This is a genomic window from Pseudomonas sp. YeP6b (assembly GCF_025642995.1).
Lineage (GTDB): Bacteria > Pseudomonadota > Gammaproteobacteria > Pseudomonadales > Pseudomonadaceae > Aquipseudomonas.
The window spans coordinates 3,670,582-3,685,551 of record NZ_CP080090.1 but is presented as its reverse complement, the minus strand read 5'-3'; the positions used below and the strand labels follow the sequence as shown (position 1 = coordinate 3,685,551).

Sequence of the window (14,970 nt, the reverse complement as noted above, 5' to 3'; positions counted from 1 at the left end):
ATCAGCGGTGCTCGTAGCCTCGGCCGTCGTCATAGCGGTGGTCGTGCCAGCCACCACCACCGCCGCGTGGGAAAAAGAAGCAGCCGCTCATGCTCAGCATGATCAGCAATGGAATCAGCAGTGTGATTCGACGAAGCATTTCAACATCCTCTAGAGTACTGACAGGGTCAATCTGGCGCTGAACGAGCCAAAGCTTTTCATCGCCTGTAACATACGACCCTGTCGACCCCCATCCATCCCCGTCACTGGGTATGTGCTTGGCATGCTCGACGATACAAAGTGAATACATTTATCCGGTTCAGGAACCCGTCATGACCCAAAAGCAACGTTTGAAATATTCGATTCTGATTTCCCTTGTAGTACTGGGGACGATGTTTGGCCTGTCCTACCTGCAGAACACCGGGGTTATCAGCGAGAAAACGTTCCAGTACATCGCCATTGCCGTGGCGGTGACCGTGGTGGTGATCAACGGCATCATGCGCCGCAAGGTCAAGCCTAACTTCTGAGGGGGAGTCAGGCGCGACCTTCGAGTACCTTGGCAGCCTCGTCATGGAGGCGGTAGCTTTTGTCCGCATTGAGGGTGATTACGCCCTCGCTGCACAGGCGCTTGAGCACCTCACGCACGCTGAGAAACGACAACGGAATGCCCAGCTCCAGCAAATGGCTGTGCACGCCGCGCACTCCCAGGGTGCGCTGGTTGTCGGCGGCGGTGAGCAGGGCATCGATGACCTTCAGCCGAATCAGGCTGGTGCGCAAACCGAAGTATTTGAGCAAATGGCGAATACGCTGGTTGCCGTGCTCCGGCGCTTTGCCAAATGCTTGCGCGCCGCTGCCGAAAGTGGCGTCGGCGGCAGGTGTTTGTCCGTCCGTGGGCAGTTGCGAGTTGTACATGCAAAAAACTCCTTATCAGAGCCTGATCAGGAAAATGATGGCGCTCTTATCTAATAAGACGAACGAGCGAGCAAAATCATGAAGTGCGCGATGTAGAAATTTTGTCGGTATCAGCTTTGTCACAGCGCAGATGACATAAATAGATACCCTGCGCGACTAAATCACAGCCGGTATTTTGCGTCCTTACGGTGGGGTAGTTACCCCTGGTGAGGGCGTTCAATTTGACTGTGGAGCTTGCGTGATTATTTCCAATGGGTTGTCCAGGGTGTGCATGGCCGGGGTGTTGCTCGGGTTGAGCCTTGCCGCATCGGCGCGCGAGCACGTCACACAAACGTCGGCAGAGATTCGCCGCACCACCTTCGGCGTGCCGCACATTCGCGCCAACGACGAACGCGGCCTGGGCTACGGCATCGGCTATGCATATGCCCAAGACAACCTGTGCCTGCTGGCCAATGAAGTGGTCACGGTCAACGGCGAACGCGCCAAGTTCTTCGGCCCTGAACAGGCGACGCTGGAAGAGCGCAACAACCTCGCCAGCGATGTATTTTTTACCTGGCTGAACACCCCCGAAGCGGTTGCTGCCTTCTGGAACGCGCAGACGCCGCAGATCCAGCAGCGGATTGAAGGCTATGTGGCGGGCTACAACCGATACTTGAAAGAGCAGGGCGCACCGGCGCAATGTCACTCGGCGTGGGTGCGGCCGCTGGTGGTGCAAGACTTGGTCAAACTCACCCGCAGGCTGCTGGTGGAAGGCGGTGTCGGCCAATTCGCCGAAGCCTTGGTCGGCGCCGCACCGCCTCAGGCGTCCGCCAGCGTGCAACCCAACTTGAAAGCCTTTGAACTGGCCGCTGCCAACCAGCAACGCTTTAGCCTGGACCGCGGCAGCAATGCCGTCGCCGTAGGGCGTGATCGATCGTTCAATGGCCGTGGCATGTTGCTCGCCAACCCGCATTTCCCCTGGTTGGGCGGCATGCGTTTTTATGAGATGCACCTGACCATTCCCGGCCAGTTGGACGTGATGGGCGCCGCGCTGCCGGGCCTGCCGGTGATCAACATCGGCTTCAACCAGCACGTGGCCTGGACCCACACCGTCGACACCTCCAAGCATTTCACCTTGTACCGCCTCACCCTTGATCCCAAGGATTCCACACGCTACCTGCTCGACGGCAAATCCATTGCCCTGGAGAAAACCTCGGTAACCGTGCAGGTCAAGCAAGCCGACGGTAGCCTTAAGGCCCAGCCGCATACCGTCTACAGCTCGCAATTCGGCCCGGTGGTGCAATGGCCCGGCAAACTGGATTGGGACAACCACTATGCCTTCAGCCTGCGCGACGCCAACCTGGGCAACGACCGCGTGCTGCAGCAGTGGTACGCCATGAACCGCGCCACCAGCCTCAAGGAACTGCAAACCTCAGTGCATACCCTGCAAGGCATCCCATGGGTCAATACCGTGGCCGCCGATGACCAGGGCCAGAGCCTGTACATGAACCTGTCGGTGGTGCCCAACGTCAGCGCCGCCAAACTCGCGCAATGCAGCGACCCACGGGCCGGCCTGCAGATGATCATGCTCGACGGCGCCCACAGCGCCTGCGCCTGGGACATTGACCCACGTGCGGCGCAGCCCGGCATCTTCGCCGCTGACCAACTGCCGCAACTGCAACGCACCGACTACGTACAACACTCCAACGACTCCGCGTGGCTGGCCAACCCCAAGGCGCCGCTCACCGGTTTCTCCCCAGTAATCAGCCAAGACCACATCGGCCTCGGCCCGCGCGCGCGATTCGCCGTGCAACGCCTGCAATCCCTGGAGAAACAACCGATCGGCGTGGTCGACCTACAAAACATGGTGATGGACAACGAGGTCTACCTCGCCAGCCAAGTCATGCCCGACCTGCTTGAGTTTTGCGCCAAACACCTCGGCACCGACGCGGCGACCTTGCAGCCGCTGTGCAGCAGCCTGAAAAGCTGGGACCAACGCGCCAACCTCGACAGCGGCCTGGGGCTGGTGCACTTCATCAACCTGTTCGAACACCTGCAGCAACTCCCCGACGCCTGGCGCGTCGCCTTCGACCCGGCGCACCCGCTGACCACGCCACGCGGCCTGGCCATCGACCGCGAACCCGTCGCCAAAGCCCTGCGCGAAGCCATGCTGGCCTCCACCGCAGACGTCAGCAAGCTTGGCCTGACCCGCTGGGGCGACATCCAAGTCTGCGGCCAAATCCCCATCCACGGCGGCCCTCAAGAACTTGGCATCTACAACGCCATGCAAACCGTGCCCCGCGAAGACGGCAAGCGCGAAGTGGTCAGCGGCAGCAGCTACCTGCAAATCGTCACCTTTGACGACAAAGGCCCCCAAGCCCTGGGCGTACTGGCGTTCTCCGAATCCAGCAACCCCCAATCGAAATATTCAAAGGACCAGACCCAAGCCTTCTCCGAGAAAAAACTGCGCCCGCTGCCCTTCACCGAAGCCCAGATCCAGGCCGACCCGCAGTATCAGCAACAGCTCATCAAGGAGTAGGGCAGGGGCGCAACCCCTTGATGCCAATACGAAATATTTTTGAAATCAAGGGGTTGCAGCCAAAAGCAAATGAGTACATAATGGCGACCATCGAACGCAACGAAGCATTAAAAACTTCAATGCATTCAATGCATTCAATGCATTCAATGCATTCAATGCATTCAATGCATTCAATAAGTTAGAGTAGAGGCAGGGTTCTATAGCCCACTCAAGTTTTTATGCGGTGAATGTCAGTGGTAAGGGCATTGATCGTTTGAGGCCGAGTAGCAAAATGGTTATGCAGCGGATTGCAAATCCGCCTACGCCGGTTCGATTCCGACCTCGGCCTCCACTCTTAGAAACCCCGTAGATTAACGTCTACGGGGTTTTTTATTGCCTGCGATTTGGTCATCGCGTCCGCAACCCCGCTTTTTCGGGAAATTCAAGACGCCATTATCGGTATGCCTCTCCTCGATTGGACGTGGGATTGTGCTCGAGACCGAGGAGCCTGAGCATCCACTAACTGCCAAACGCGTACGTTTAAATCGATAGGGGTTATGCAGCAACGTAGGCAAGAACCGGCTGGAGGCAAGTGAGCGGCGGTGCCGAATCAAGCATGTCGGTAGATTCACACCATGGATAGCTGCGACCTTGAAGCCAATCCATTATTTTGCGCATATGCTGGGAAGGACACTCCAACATGTGTTCGATAACAATGGACAGTTGAATGGCCAGGCCGCTTTGCGGTGAAAAGACCCAATGATATTCCCCGCAACCTACGCGTAACTCTCCAGTCGCTTTTGTTGACATGCCAACCAGCCATTTGCACTTATGAACATTTGCTCCGGGCTTTGGAGGGTCACCGAAGCAGAATGTATAAATGTTCTCATATTGCAGGCTAAAGCCGCGTACCAGTACTTCAGCAATATCTTCGCGCCCCTGGACGTTGGGAGGAAATCGGATGCTGCTCGTCTTCACTAACACGTTAAGAGTTGCGTCTAGACTGAAAGCATGGCGCAACAAGTCGGGCCGATTTCCGTCCTTGCCAAAGATGTAGTTCTCAATCGCTTTGGTGGTGTTTTTCATGTACAAATCCTAGTGCTGCTGTAGGTAGGCTAATCGGATTCCGGGCGGATTATGGGTTAACCGAAACCTCCGCCTTCGCGGAGTTTGGTACATCAAATATCCTATCGAAGACCCATTGAAACGCCAGCGCGTAAAAGAAGAAGAAAACGAACAGCCCTAGGTCGGTGATCAGTGCAGCCCACCAAGAAATCTCCAGCCACCATGCCACCAGTGGCACCAACAGTAGAACTAGCCCACCCTCAAAACCCAGTGAGTGGAGCAAGCGCCTACCCAACGTGCGAGTACGCTGCGGCTGATGCGCTTCCCAGAATTCAAAAACGTAGTTAAACAGCACGTTCCACAGCAGCGCGCATACAGACAACATCAACGACAGCGCACCCGCATGGGCCAGACCTTCGTCGTATATCAACGAGATGCTGGGCGACAGCACCGCAACAGCGATTGATTCATAGAGGATGGCTTGAAGAATTTTTCGCGAAGGTCCTTGCATGGTGTTTTCCGAAGGTTGAGTAGATCGAATACCCGCGACGGTATCGCTCCGTACACACCAGGAAAAATGAGATAAATTGAATACATATTAATTCAATTCACCTAGGGAACCATGTGTGTTTTCGACTCTTCCGCTTAACGCGTTGCGCACCTTCGAGGCGGCTGCGCGACTGGGTAGCTTTAAAGCGGCAGCAGAGGAACTCTCTGTCACCCCCGCGGCCATTTCCCACCAGGTCAAGACGTTGGAAACCCGCCTCGGAGCGCCGCTGTTTAAACGATCTGGACAAGGTGTGGCATTGACCGAAGAGGGTGAGTTGCTATATCGCCAGACTCATCGCGCATTATTAGACATTCGCAGCAGCCTGGAGGCCTTCTATCCGGACACTGTTCCCCAAACCCTGACCATTTCCACTACGCCGGGCTTGGCCGCAGCCTGGCTGATTCCACGGCTGGGTAGTTTCTATCGGAGCTTTCCGCAATTCAATGTGCGGGTCGATACACGTAACGAACTAGTCGATCTGCTGCGTGATTCCAGTGTCGATCTTGCTATTCGCTCGGTCAGCCGCGATGACCCGAAGTTGTTCTGTCAGGAGCTAATGAACGAGCAGTTCTCGGTTTACGGCGCCCCCGGTCTGGTGGCCTCGCTGAACGTAAATCAGATCGAACTGATCAACCTACACTGGAAAATTCCGGGAGCATTTTCAATAAACTGGGAGAGCTGGTGCGCGGCCGCAGAATGCCAGGCCTGGCTTGAAACGGCGCAGATGCGTGAGTTCGACGATGAGCATTTTGCTTTGAGTGCTGCAATCGCGGGTCATGGGCTGGTGCTGGCAAGCAATGTACTGGTAGCCGACAGCCTCAGGCATGGAGAATTAGTGGCCTATAGGCCAGAAGTCAGCCTGCTTGGTCCGCGTTACATTGCGGTGTGCGTGCCAGGGCGGGAGCGGCAAGTACATGTGAGCGCGTTCCTGATGTGGCTGGCAGGTGCTGCTCTACAGGATGGATGACAATATTCGTTTGCTGCCCCTTACGACAGGCAGCAATCGACCCAAACCAGTCAGTCGAAACAGACCGGAATCGACCCTTAACGGTCTTTCGCTTTTGACAGTCTGAAAGTTTATGTAATCTCGCGAAATCCGTTCGCAAATTCGTTGTAATACCCGGGATACCTTTATGCAGACTGCTCAAACCAGGCTACTCGCGCTTGCACTGATAGAGATCAGGACGTTGCTTGCAGATTATCTGGGAAGTGATGTAGATGCTCCAATGAGCGTCCGTGTTGCGGCCCATATGGCCTATGCACTCCATAATGAGGCGGAGGCTACATACAGCAATGCTGACTTTCAACTCGACTGTGCGACCCAAAAAATAGCCGCAATTGATCAGATTCTTGGTGTTTCGGATGGAGCCGCATTGTTGAGTAGATTTGACGTCGAAGACAAAATCAATCCGGATGACGCCCAACCTGAATGACCGCTTCTGGCCGAAGGAGGAGTCTTAGATCTGCCCTCCATAAGCAACTCCACTTGAATCACTCAGGCAACGACGAATACCTTTTGCGCCAGGTTTACCGGTTGTGCCGAGTGCTGTGACGTAGTCATGATCCATCCTCTGTTAGGTGAGGGTGCTGAAGCACCGGGCTTGTAGGGTCCTGCATGTCGGCCTCCTAAAGCTCGGCCCATTGCCCTCGATAACCCGTATAAATTCACCAATCAAGGATCGATAAAGTGGCACTTTGTGAGTGCTGACGTAATAAAAGCGGGGGCGTTTTTGGATGTAATGAACTACTCACGTCCACGGGCTTCTAAATTAATTAATCCATATTTGGTGAGCGACTGTGTCTAAGATCATTACCGATGAGACCAGTACGCATGAGCCTCTTCCCGCTGAGGCATTTGTATTCGGCACTGCGAAAGACCGTCTCGATTTCTATCGCCGAGAAATTCAGTACGAAACCACTCTGCTATCGAATCGAACAAATGCGAATCTGACGGCGCAATCGTTTTTGGTGATTGCGTTTGCATCCTCAATGGCCAACCTCAACCCGCAATGGGGCAACATCTTTACGTTGGTTGTGCCATTGCTATTGGCGTTACTCGGGGTTGTGAGTTCGCTGAATGCATGGCCAGGGATTCGAACTGCTTACGCAATAATTGATCACTGGCATTTCAAGCAAAGCAATCTGTTGCGCAGCGAGCCTGCAATGGGGCTTAACTATGATGATTCGCCCCTGTTCTGCGAAGCGGAATCCAGTCAAAAGGGGTATATAAAATCCCTTCAGTTTTCTATGAGAACCCCATGGCTTTTTGTGATTTTCTGGGTGGTTCTTGCAAGCTTTAGCACTTATATCCAGTTCTCGAGTCCCGGTTTTTAAGCTGGGCTCGTGGCCAGGTTGATTGTGGGCCGCGATTTCGTCCGCATCGGGGTGTGTCTGCCCTGACTTAATCCGGCATACCGGCTGCCCGGGGAACCTTTCGGCCTATGTTTCAGATCACACTGCGATATGACTGATGCCGGGGAGGGCCAGGCGCTCGGGCCGTTATCGATAGGCTGTCGTGACGTAGGTTGTTCAGACTGGTTCACGGAACGTATGATCAGAACAAGCACCGTTTCGGGCGCTAAGACTCACACCCTTTGAAGGACATGAGCATGGAAAAGCACTTCGGTAATTCAGGCCTTTTCAAGGCTACTTCGTATCACTGCAACAAGCTCCTGAGCGGCGGTGTCGCTAACTGGGAGCTGAAAAATAGTGCGTTGAATACGAAGGAGTTTTTGATATGTCCAAAGAACTACTCGGAGTTTCTGCTCTAGGGTTAATGGTGGTCGGTGAGTTTTGTGCGATTTACAGTGAGGTAGTAACCGCCAAGCTTGCCCACACAGGGAGTGGCTCGTGGGAAGGGTTCGTACTTCCTGTTGCACTTATGTGTTTTGCAGGGCTTTGTCTGCTGGGTGCTTATTGGCTTGGATACGTTGCCGTCGGTGATATCTGGATCGTCACCGTGGTCTCGGTTACCTCTTTGTTGCTTCTGGAGCCCGTTGTGGTCTGGTCTCTGTTTCATGAAGCACCAGGGCGAGGCGCACTCATTGGGTTCGTCTTGGGCGCTTTGGGCATGCTTTCCACTGTATTGCTTTAACTCACCCTTCTGGCCCAGCAATCAAATGCTGGGCCAATTCGCGCATCTGGATCAGCTCAAGCCGTTAATTCGGCGCACTCAGCTCGGCGCACTATTCGCCCCTTAGCCATTCGCCTTTCCGACATCCGGTGTGGTGCTGACGTGGATTTGTCACCGCCGGCTATAATGGTTGGTTTCGTCACGGCGATCATCCACCACGAGAACGCAGGCTATGCCTATCCTGACGCCGTGTTGGCGCAGAAGCGGTCAGCCAGAAACCGCCATATTTCACAGGGCCAGCGCGTCCTCTTGTCGGGTAAAGCCGCAAGTTTGATGCATTGATACAACGGGTTCACAGTTGTTTTGCAAACCGTTCAACCGCACCTAAAACTTCTCGGGCGCCAGATTGAATTTCCAGTATCACGCTTCCTGCTTGTTGAGCCAGCATCAGCCCTTGCTCCGCCTGGGAACGACTGCTACCCATGTTTGCTACGGCTTCATCGACTAGAAGCTGATTTTTTTGCACGACTGCAACGATCTCCTCAGTCGCATTACTCGTTCTTCCTGCAAGTTGCCGTACTTCGTCTGCGACAACCGCAAACCCTCTACCTTGTTCGCCTGCGCGCGCCGCCTCGATTGCCGCGTTCAATGCTAATAGATTAGTTTGAGCAGCGATTCCACCGATAGTTTGTACCATCGAGCTGATCAGATAAGACTGCTTACCCAAGGCTTCAATGCCTTCCGAAGCAGACGATATTTGGTCGACAATTTTGTTCATCGTGCCGACCGTTTCCTGAACAACTTCTGCTCCCCGATTTGCAGAAATATCAGTTTGCTGTGAAATGTCGTAGGCCGTGCTAGCAGCAGAACTAATCTCTTGTTCGCGCTGAACTTGATCGGTGACCACGGTGGCGAACTTTACAATCTTGTAAAGTTTTCCTCGGGTGTCATAAACAGGGTTGTAGGTAGCTTCAAGCCAAATTTCCCGGCCAGAACTATCTATTCTTTTGAATCGGTTTGCTACGAAATTTCCGTCATTCAGCGTTTTCCAAAACTGCTGGTATTCTGAGGAAGAAGTATAGGCGGGCTCACAAAATAAGCTATGATGCTTCCCCACTAATTGTACAAGTGAATAACCCACTGCATTTAAGAAATTATCGTTCGCGGTGATAATCTTTCCCGACGTGTCGAATTCTATCACTGCGGTAGATCTCAGCAGCGCTTGGATGAATTCGCTATTTTCACGTGACTTGTCTATAGAGTCTGTGGCATCTATTCCATAACAAGCCATATGGGTTGTACGACCACTTTCATCTTTGATTGGGCACCAAGCTGCGTGTATCCAAACCATTCGACCGTCGGCTGTGATGTATCTGTAGTCATCGCTGACTGATCGTCCTTCAGACATCGCACGCATAAAATTTTTATAACAAGAAAGGTCTTTGACATACGAGGGTGATAGGGTGCCTAGTGAGGCGCCAATTAATTTAGTTTGTTCGTAACCTACTAGTTTCGCGAAATTTTTATTGATGCAGGTAATCGTCAGGTTGCTATCGACAGTCATGGTGACCATTTCAGCACTTACACCGTCTTGTAATGCTTGCTGCCTTTTGACTTCACCCTTTAATTCCATTAGCTCTTTTTTTAAGGTTCTGTTGAACATATAGATGCCCGAGGTAAGGTTGTGTGGGCCCTAAGGCGGAGCCATCGCAGCTAAAATTAAGTTAGCTAGCTAAGCGCTTGGGTGGTTCGATGGTTTTAGCTACTTTTCAATTGTAGTTGACCTCTTGTACACGTGTTAAAGATTTTTGAAACCCATTATTCTGTGTGTCCAACCAAGGCTGTCTTTGTACTGAGTGAGGTTTATCTATTCAGTTGGGTGTTCAGCTTTCAATAAACACTCAAAAGCGTTGTTCCGTTTTGTATTAAGTGCTGCAATAAAGAGCGCATCGCGGATGCGTTGAATGTGCCATGCTCCGCATGGGTACCTATGATGCTCTTACACGCGTTTTCAACTCTGTAGAAGCGTGTGCCATCCGTTCCGTGTTTGATATGTTTTATCAAACTGACTTATTAAGACCTGCGGGCCACGTCAGCGGCTGAAGCGCTTGATCGGATTTCTCGGCCGGACGTCTATTCCACCAAGCTGGCTCAACGTTGATCGAATGCACGCAAGTACTGCTCTGGCACAAGTGCTGGTCAGCGTTTCTCTCGGGCGCTGTGATCGTCAAAGTCGAAATCGGTTTGCAGGGACCTTTGCCCGGCAGCTGCCGAAGGTGTGCGCAGTTGTGGCCCATGGATTATCTCCAGTAAGGCGCCGCCCTCCGTTACCGGTGGTGGCAATTCAGCCCTCGGAGAAGGCTCTCCAGATTTCGCTCCCCTTCTTTAGTCTGCGCGCCAGCCTTAAGTCCTCCCCGGATGAGCTTTTCAGCCGCCGGACGTTCGAAGAGTCCCGCCCAGGCATCGTGCTCGCGGCGAAAGCCTTCCCGCAGGTCTGTTCTGGGCACTGCTTTTTTTGCGGCGGCGATTACCCCTTCGGGCAGTGCGGCGATGTTGCGCGCCAGCCGATCAACGAAATCGTCAAGTTGGTCCGCAGGTATCGCTCTGTTGATCCATCCATAACGTTCTGCCGTTATTGCGTCGATGAGATCGGCGCCAAGTATCACTTCAAGAGCTCGGCCGCGCGTCATCCGACTAGGAAGGTATTGAGTCGCTCCACCCCCTGGGGTGATGCCCATCAACGCTTCGCATTGGGCAAGTCCTGCTCGGTCTTCTGCGGCAAATACCATGTCGGCTGCCGAGATGAACTCTGCGCCTCCCCCGCGCGCCAATCCGGCGAGCTTGATAATTGTTACCTGTGGCTGATCTCGCAGCAGCTCGCCGAATGCCTGGAACGGGTTGAGAGCCTCTGGAGACTCATGAACAAAATCGTCAAACGCGTGCGGCTCGTCGATTAATGTCATATCGACATGCGCTATGAAAAACTCTGGGTCCGCACTCTGGAATACCAGCACGCGGCTGTTTGTGTCATCACGAGCGCGAAGGAGAAAGCGCTGTATCTCGCCCATCAAAGATACGTCGAGTACGTTCACTGGCGGATTATTAATTGTGATCGTCGTAACGCCATTAGCGTTGGAAATGTGAAGTTTGCCGACGTCTGTATCTGTCATCTGAGTACTCCTTGGTTAGGTGCGCTAATGATCTGATAGTATTTATTGGATACTTGGAGTCAATTACGCACCTGAAGCATCCTAGGTGTACTGGAGGATACCAATGGAAGATACTGACCCGATCTACCGCGCCGATTGTCCAAGCCGCGTGATACTCGATCAGATAGCAGATAAATGGTCGATGATGGTTCTGGCTGTATTGTGCGAGCCCTGTCGCTTCAATGCCATCAAGCGTCGTCTCGATGGCATCACCCAACGCGTGCTGACCCAGACGCTACGCAAACTGGAGCGCAACGGAATGTTGACGCGTAGAGTTCTGGATGGACGAGTGCTTGGTGTCGAGTATGCCCTGACACCACTGGGTAGCTCGTTGCAGGGGGCATTCTCGGTTCTGTTCGACTGGACAGTCGAGAATATGGACGCCATTCAAGACTGCCGACGTAGCTATGACGCAGCTGAAAAAAAAGAGCGAATTATGAACTGTTAAGTTACCCACTACGTGGCTTGGTTGGGCCTGCGCGGCTCACTGGCCATGATCCGTATGCGTATTTGAAGGAGGTACTGGCGCGGCTGCTGACGCAACGGGCGAGCGAGATCGCCGAGCTGTGGCCGCATAACTGGAAGTCGATTCAGTCTTTAGAAGCATGAGCGTTCGCGCTAGCCTGTGCATCAACAACTAAAATTTCGGTGAAACCCTCGCTCAAGCGTGGAGGCTGAAGTGCTTTAAAAACGTTTCTAATGGCATTCTCAGGAACCATCTCATCATCAGGGCGCAATTGATTACGTGCCAAACAGTCTTCCAGCGAAGTAGTGAACCAAGTAGCTACTGCATCTACCCCATGCTTCTTGGCAGCCTGTATGAGCGATTCACGCTCACAGCGCTGAACCAGGATGGCATCAAAGATTACAGCGCCAGGCTCAACTAAACGCGTCGATTTGGCCCAAGTGCTTTTTCCTGCACCCTGTGCGCCTATCAACACATACAGACGAGAAGGCTTGGGAGTCACTAGCAGAGCCTCTGATAGGGCAAGGTGAGCCCTCTGCCAAGCCAGTCTATTTAGCTCAGCATTAATAATGCGGCCATTCTCCGTCTGTAAGAAGTGATCAGGATTGATGTGCATGAAGACGGCCGGCCAGGAAAAGCGTGAATGTAGCATTTGAACGCAGGGGTGGCCGGAAACTGTTTTTAGGCAGGAGTTCGGAAAGGTCGGCCCTGTGCCGTGAAAATTTACGTCTTACACAACAGCATCGAAGGTGTGTTAGCCAGGGGGGCGTCATGGCTCCGAGATGGAGTTGTTTACCGGATCGCTTCGCAGTGGCAAACGGGCAGCGGCGATCATGAGTCTGATCCAGTCGCTGCCAACGCAGCGCGCCAGTGATATTGATCAACTTCTCCCACATCAATGGATGCAGGCCTGACTTACGCGCTGTAAGTTGGACGGACGCTTAGCGATCTAGTCGTGAGACGTTGCTTGTAACGCTGAAGATTACTCAGGCGCTTCTGGATCTACTGGAATCGACACGGGAATTTGCCACGACGGCTTTTTGCCATCTTGACTGTCGAACATTCGACGCGCTTTGCGGAATTCCTCGGCGTTCTCGACTACCCAAGTCCAGATAGGGGACATACGGATCAACAGTCCCAGGCCCAGCGGCGTCAGCTCATACTCGACCCGGGGCGGAATTTCACCGAACTCCCGCCGAATCAGTAGACCATCGCGCTCCATGGCGCGTAGTGTCTTCGTCAACATTCGCTGAGTTACACCCGCCATCTGCCTTTTAATCTCGGCATGGCGCATCTTACCGTAGACACCTAACGCATGCAGAATGCCCAATGACCAGCGGCTACCTGCGTGAGCGAGGACTTCGCGCCTGACGCCATCATCATCTTCTCTTAGCGTTTGGCAGATAGTTTCTGCCTGCTTAAGAGTTTCATGATCGGTCATTTCTCCCCCTGGTATCACACGTGTGCCTTCTTACGAGCGCTGCCGAATCGTGCAAGCATTCGCTCATCTTACAGGCAATAGGTCTCAGGAGAAATCATGAGCAAAGTGACCCAGCTTCCCCCCCAATCAATTCTTGTTCTAGGCGCAGGTGAACTGGGTCTTCCGGTTTTACGCAATCTTGCGCGGGTGGCAAAGCGTACGCCCGGCTCCAAAATCAGCGTCCTGCTCAGGGATTCGACCATCAACACTCAGGTGCCGGAGAAAAAGGTAGAAATCGATGAGCTTCGCAGTCTAGGCATCCAAATGGTCGCCGCAGACCTGGTGAATGACTCAATTGATCAGCTGGCTGAAGTGTTCGCACGGTTTGATACCGTAATAGGCTGTGCAGGCATGGTCGCGGGTCGAGAAACCCCGATGAAGTTGGCTACAGCCGCGCTCAAGTCCGGCGTGAAGCGCTACTTCCCATGGCAGTTTGGCGTCGATTTTGAGGTGATCGGTCGGGGCAGTCCCCAGGATCTATTCGATGCTCAACTCGATGTGCGCGAGTTGCTTCGTGCCCAAGACAAAACTGAATGGGTAATCATCTCGACGGGTATGTTCACCAGCTTTCTTTTTGAGCCTGTATTTGAGGTAGTGGGCTTCGAAAACGACACAGTGAACGCCCTGGGCAGTCTTGAGAACAGCGTGACGCTCACGACACCAGACGACATCGGTACGCTGACAGCGGAAATCGTTTTCTTTGAGCCTCGCTTGCGCAATCAAATTGTCTACCTTTCTGGCGACACTGTGACGTATGGGCAGGTTGCGAATATCCTTGAACAGGTTCTGGGACGCCCATTCAAACGTAACGTATGGACTGTTCCGTACCTAATCCAGGAATTGGAGAAAGACCCCACTCATCACATCAAAAAGTACCGCGCTGTGTTCGCACAAGGTAGAGGAGTGGCGTGGCCTAAAGCTGCCACTTTCAACGAGCAACAGTCGATTCAGGTCACCACCGCCGAGCAATGGGCTCGGAAAAACCTGCAGGCACTTTAACGCACAAGCGCGTAGCTGAATGATCCTGCGCCAGGGAATCACCTGCTGAGAAGCTCATTGGCCTGATAGTGGGCGTTGATGACTAAGACTGAAAAGTGGAGCGCGGGATTCATAGTCCGATGCCACGCCGTTTATTTATCGTACTCGTACGCTCTGCCGAAGTTTGAGGCGCTCTAAAACGACGCGCTGTCGAGATTTTAGAACTCACAGCCTGAATCAAGGTGACTTCACCGAACGCTTACTCAGCGTCGACGGCAATAACGCAGTAACCGCACTGCAGGCTTGGCAGGCGTATGTGAAAGCGTTGAGTCGAGAGCAGGGTTGCCAACGTTCTCAGTTTGGCTGTGCCGTCTGGAACTAATAATCTGCGGCCTCACTCTTACCTTCACCTAGTTAACCTGAGTAAAAACATGAGCATAGGTGCAAGGCTGAAGAGTGAGAGGCTTCGGCTTGGAATCTCCCAAGCTGAGATCGGGAAGTGGGGGGGTGTCGAAGTGAATGCTCAGGGGCGTTACGAGAACGATATAAGGTTCCCCCGCGCGGATTACTTGGCTGCTGTTGCAAAAGCCGGCGTTGACGTGCTCTTTGTCATCACCGGGCAGCGCACACAGAATGGCAGTACGGACTCCCTGAAGGCGGCTGAGGCACTGGACAGCGCAACTGAGTGCTTGGAAAAAGCCAAAGAACTTATTCACTGAACCCCCTGAGGCGCGCAGTGCTGAGCGAGGCACTCAACGCTC

General features: G+C 53.5%; 16 protein-coding genes, 1 tRNA gene and 3 pseudogenes. 11 read left to right on the top strand and 9 right to left on the bottom strand.

What is annotated here, in order from left to right:
• Window position 1: 1 nt before the first annotated feature.
• Entirely contained in the window at window positions 2-139 is a 138-nt protein-coding gene (locus tag KZH41_RS16495) for a hypothetical protein (protein WP_176462913.1), read from the bottom strand.
• A gap of 172 nt (window positions 140-311) precedes the next feature.
• On the opposite strand from KZH41_RS16495, the gene KZH41_RS16490 reads away from it, so the two are divergent.
• On the top strand, window positions 312-506 hold the full coding sequence (locus KZH41_RS16490) for a hypothetical protein (RefSeq protein ID WP_053255884.1): 195 nt from the start codon (window positions 312-314) through the stop codon (window positions 504-506).
• A gap of 7 nt (window positions 507-513) precedes the next feature.
• Here KZH41_RS16490 and KZH41_RS16485 read toward each other — a convergent pair whose 3' ends face one another.
• The gene (locus KZH41_RS16485; RefSeq protein WP_094950080.1) at window positions 514-891 is read right to left on the bottom strand and encodes a fe2+ zn2+ uptake regulation protein; all 378 of its coding nucleotides are present in this window, start codon (window positions 889-891) and stop codon (window positions 514-516) included.
• A 238-nt stretch (window positions 892-1,129) separates the two neighbouring features.
• Here KZH41_RS16485 and KZH41_RS16480 point away from each other — a divergent pair, with 238 nt between their 5' ends.
• Window positions 1,130-3,409: an acylase gene (locus KZH41_RS16480; RefSeq protein ID WP_263273096.1), complete on the top strand. Its 2,280-nt coding sequence runs from the start codon at window positions 1,130-1,132 to the stop codon at window positions 3,407-3,409.
• Window positions 3,410-3,666: 257 nt separating this feature from the next.
• A tRNA-Cys gene (locus tag KZH41_RS16475) sits at window positions 3,667-3,740 on the top strand.
• A 203-nt stretch (window positions 3,741-3,943) separates the two neighbouring features.
• On the opposite strand, the gene KZH41_RS16470 is transcribed toward KZH41_RS16475, so the two are convergent.
• A complete protein-coding gene (locus KZH41_RS16470) occupies window positions 3,944-4,474 on the bottom strand; it encodes a hypothetical protein (protein ID WP_242149746.1) in 531 nt (176 codons plus the stop codon).
• 49 nt (window positions 4,475-4,523) lie between these two features.
• Window positions 4,524-4,964 (bottom strand): PACE efflux transporter, encoded by a 441-nt coding sequence (locus KZH41_RS16465; RefSeq protein WP_242149742.1) that lies wholly within the window; start codon window positions 4,962-4,964, stop codon window positions 4,524-4,526.
• A gap of 115 nt (window positions 4,965-5,079) precedes the next feature.
• On the opposite strand from KZH41_RS16465, the gene KZH41_RS16460 reads away from it, so the two are divergent.
• From KZH41_RS16460 to KZH41_RS16445, 4 genes are all read left to right on the top strand, one after another.
• Complete coding sequence (locus tag KZH41_RS16460) at window positions 5,080-5,970, top strand: LysR substrate-binding domain-containing protein (protein ID WP_242149738.1); 891 nt, start codon at window positions 5,080-5,082, stop codon at window positions 5,968-5,970.
• 166 nt (window positions 5,971-6,136) lie between these two features.
• Window positions 6,137-6,436: a hypothetical protein gene (locus KZH41_RS16455; RefSeq protein WP_242149735.1), complete on the top strand. Its 300-nt coding sequence runs from the start codon at window positions 6,137-6,139 to the stop codon at window positions 6,434-6,436.
• Window positions 6,437-6,800: 364 nt separating this feature from the next.
• Window positions 6,801-7,337, top strand: coding sequence for a hypothetical protein (locus KZH41_RS16450; protein ID WP_263273094.1), 537 nt, complete (start codon window positions 6,801-6,803; stop codon window positions 7,335-7,337).
• Window positions 7,338-7,779: 442 nt separating this feature from the next.
• Window positions 7,780-8,097 carry a hypothetical protein gene (locus tag KZH41_RS16445; protein ID WP_263275113.1) on the top strand — a complete coding sequence of 106 codons (318 nt, stop codon included), beginning with the start codon at window positions 7,780-7,782 and terminating at the stop codon, window positions 8,095-8,097.
• 331 nt (window positions 8,098-8,428) lie between these two features.
• On the opposite strand, the pseudogene KZH41_RS30485 reads toward KZH41_RS16445, so the two are convergent.
• From KZH41_RS30485 to KZH41_RS16435, 3 genes and pseudogenes are all read right to left on the bottom strand, one after another.
• A pseudogene (locus KZH41_RS30485) lies at window positions 8,429-8,863 on the bottom strand (methyl-accepting chemotaxis protein); the annotation flags it as partial.
• 99 nt (window positions 8,864-8,962) lie between these two features.
• A pseudogene (locus tag KZH41_RS30480) lies at window positions 8,963-9,640 on the bottom strand (PAS domain-containing protein); the annotation flags it as partial.
• A 763-nt stretch (window positions 9,641-10,403) separates the two neighbouring features.
• On the bottom strand, window positions 10,404-11,246 hold the full coding sequence (locus KZH41_RS16435) for an enoyl-CoA hydratase/isomerase family protein (protein WP_242149730.1): 843 nt from the start codon (window positions 11,244-11,246) through the stop codon (window positions 10,404-10,406).
• Window positions 11,247-11,349: 103 nt separating this feature from the next.
• Between KZH41_RS16435 and KZH41_RS16430 the strand changes: the two genes are divergently transcribed.
• Both KZH41_RS16430 and KZH41_RS16425 read left to right on the top strand, forming a co-directional pair.
• Window positions 11,350-11,733, top strand: a complete 384-nt coding sequence (locus tag KZH41_RS16430) for a winged helix-turn-helix transcriptional regulator (protein WP_242149727.1) — start codon at window positions 11,350-11,352, stop codon at window positions 11,731-11,733.
• 23 nt (window positions 11,734-11,756) lie between these two features.
• Window positions 11,757-11,894 (top strand): annotated as a pseudogene (locus KZH41_RS16425) (transposase domain-containing protein); the annotation flags it as partial.
• On the opposite strand, the gene KZH41_RS16420 reads toward KZH41_RS16425, so the two are convergent.
• Both KZH41_RS16420 and KZH41_RS16415 read right to left on the bottom strand, forming a co-directional pair.
• Window positions 11,876-12,367: an AAA family ATPase gene (locus KZH41_RS16420; RefSeq protein WP_242149724.1), complete on the bottom strand. Its 492-nt coding sequence runs from the start codon at window positions 12,365-12,367 to the stop codon at window positions 11,876-11,878. The pseudogene KZH41_RS16425 and the gene KZH41_RS16420 sit on opposite strands and share 19 nt — an antisense overlap.
• A 366-nt stretch (window positions 12,368-12,733) precedes the next feature.
• On the bottom strand, window positions 12,734-13,192 hold the full coding sequence (locus KZH41_RS16415) for a winged helix-turn-helix transcriptional regulator (RefSeq protein WP_263273090.1): 459 nt from the start codon (window positions 13,190-13,192) through the stop codon (window positions 12,734-12,736).
• Between the two features lie 96 nt (window positions 13,193-13,288).
• Between KZH41_RS16415 and KZH41_RS16410 the strand changes: the two genes are divergently transcribed.
• Window positions 13,289-14,230, top strand: a complete 942-nt coding sequence (locus KZH41_RS16410; protein ID WP_263273089.1) for an aromatic alcohol reductase — start codon at window positions 13,289-13,291, stop codon at window positions 14,228-14,230.
• A gap of 410 nt (window positions 14,231-14,640) precedes the next feature.
• Window positions 14,641-14,928, top strand: a complete 288-nt coding sequence (locus KZH41_RS16405; RefSeq protein WP_242149716.1) for a helix-turn-helix domain-containing protein — start codon at window positions 14,641-14,643, stop codon at window positions 14,926-14,928.
• Window positions 14,929-14,970 lie beyond the last annotated feature (42 nt).

Bases quoted from the DNA above. Each gene is read 5' to 3' on its own strand.
- KZH41_RS16495 (WP_176462913.1), bottom strand. From the start codon at position 139: ATGCTTCGTCGAATCACACTGCTGATTCCATTGCTGATCATGCTGAGC.
- KZH41_RS16490 (WP_053255884.1), top strand. From the start codon at position 312: ATGACCCAAAAGCAACGTTTGAAATATTCGATTCTGATTTCCCTTGTA.
- KZH41_RS16485 (WP_094950080.1), bottom strand. From the start codon at position 891: ATGTACAACTCGCAACTGCCCACGGACGGACAAACACCTGCCGCCGAC.
- KZH41_RS16470 (WP_242149746.1), bottom strand. From the start codon at position 4,474: ATGAAAAACACCACCAAAGCGATTGAGAACTACATCTTTGGCAAGGAC.
- KZH41_RS16465 (WP_242149742.1), bottom strand. From the start codon at position 4,964: ATGCAAGGACCTTCGCGAAAAATTCTTCAAGCCATCCTCTATGAATCA.
- KZH41_RS16455 (WP_242149735.1), top strand. From the start codon at position 6,137: ATGCAGACTGCTCAAACCAGGCTACTCGCGCTTGCACTGATAGAGATC.
- KZH41_RS16445 (WP_263275113.1), top strand. From the start codon at position 7,780: ATGGTGGTCGGTGAGTTTTGTGCGATTTACAGTGAGGTAGTAACCGCC.
- KZH41_RS16435 (WP_242149730.1), bottom strand. From the start codon at position 11,246: ATGACAGATACAGACGTCGGCAAACTTCACATTTCCAACGCTAATGGC.
- KZH41_RS16430 (WP_242149727.1), top strand. From the start codon at position 11,350: ATGGAAGATACTGACCCGATCTACCGCGCCGATTGTCCAAGCCGCGTG.
- KZH41_RS16420 (WP_242149724.1), bottom strand. From the start codon at position 12,367: ATGCACATCAATCCTGATCACTTCTTACAGACGGAGAATGGCCGCATT.
- KZH41_RS16415 (WP_263273090.1), bottom strand. From the start codon at position 13,192: ATGACCGATCATGAAACTCTTAAGCAGGCAGAAACTATCTGCCAAACG.
- KZH41_RS16410 (WP_263273089.1), top strand. From the start codon at position 13,289: ATGAGCAAAGTGACCCAGCTTCCCCCCCAATCAATTCTTGTTCTAGGC.
- KZH41_RS16405 (WP_242149716.1), top strand. From the start codon at position 14,641: ATGAGCATAGGTGCAAGGCTGAAGAGTGAGAGGCTTCGGCTTGGAATC.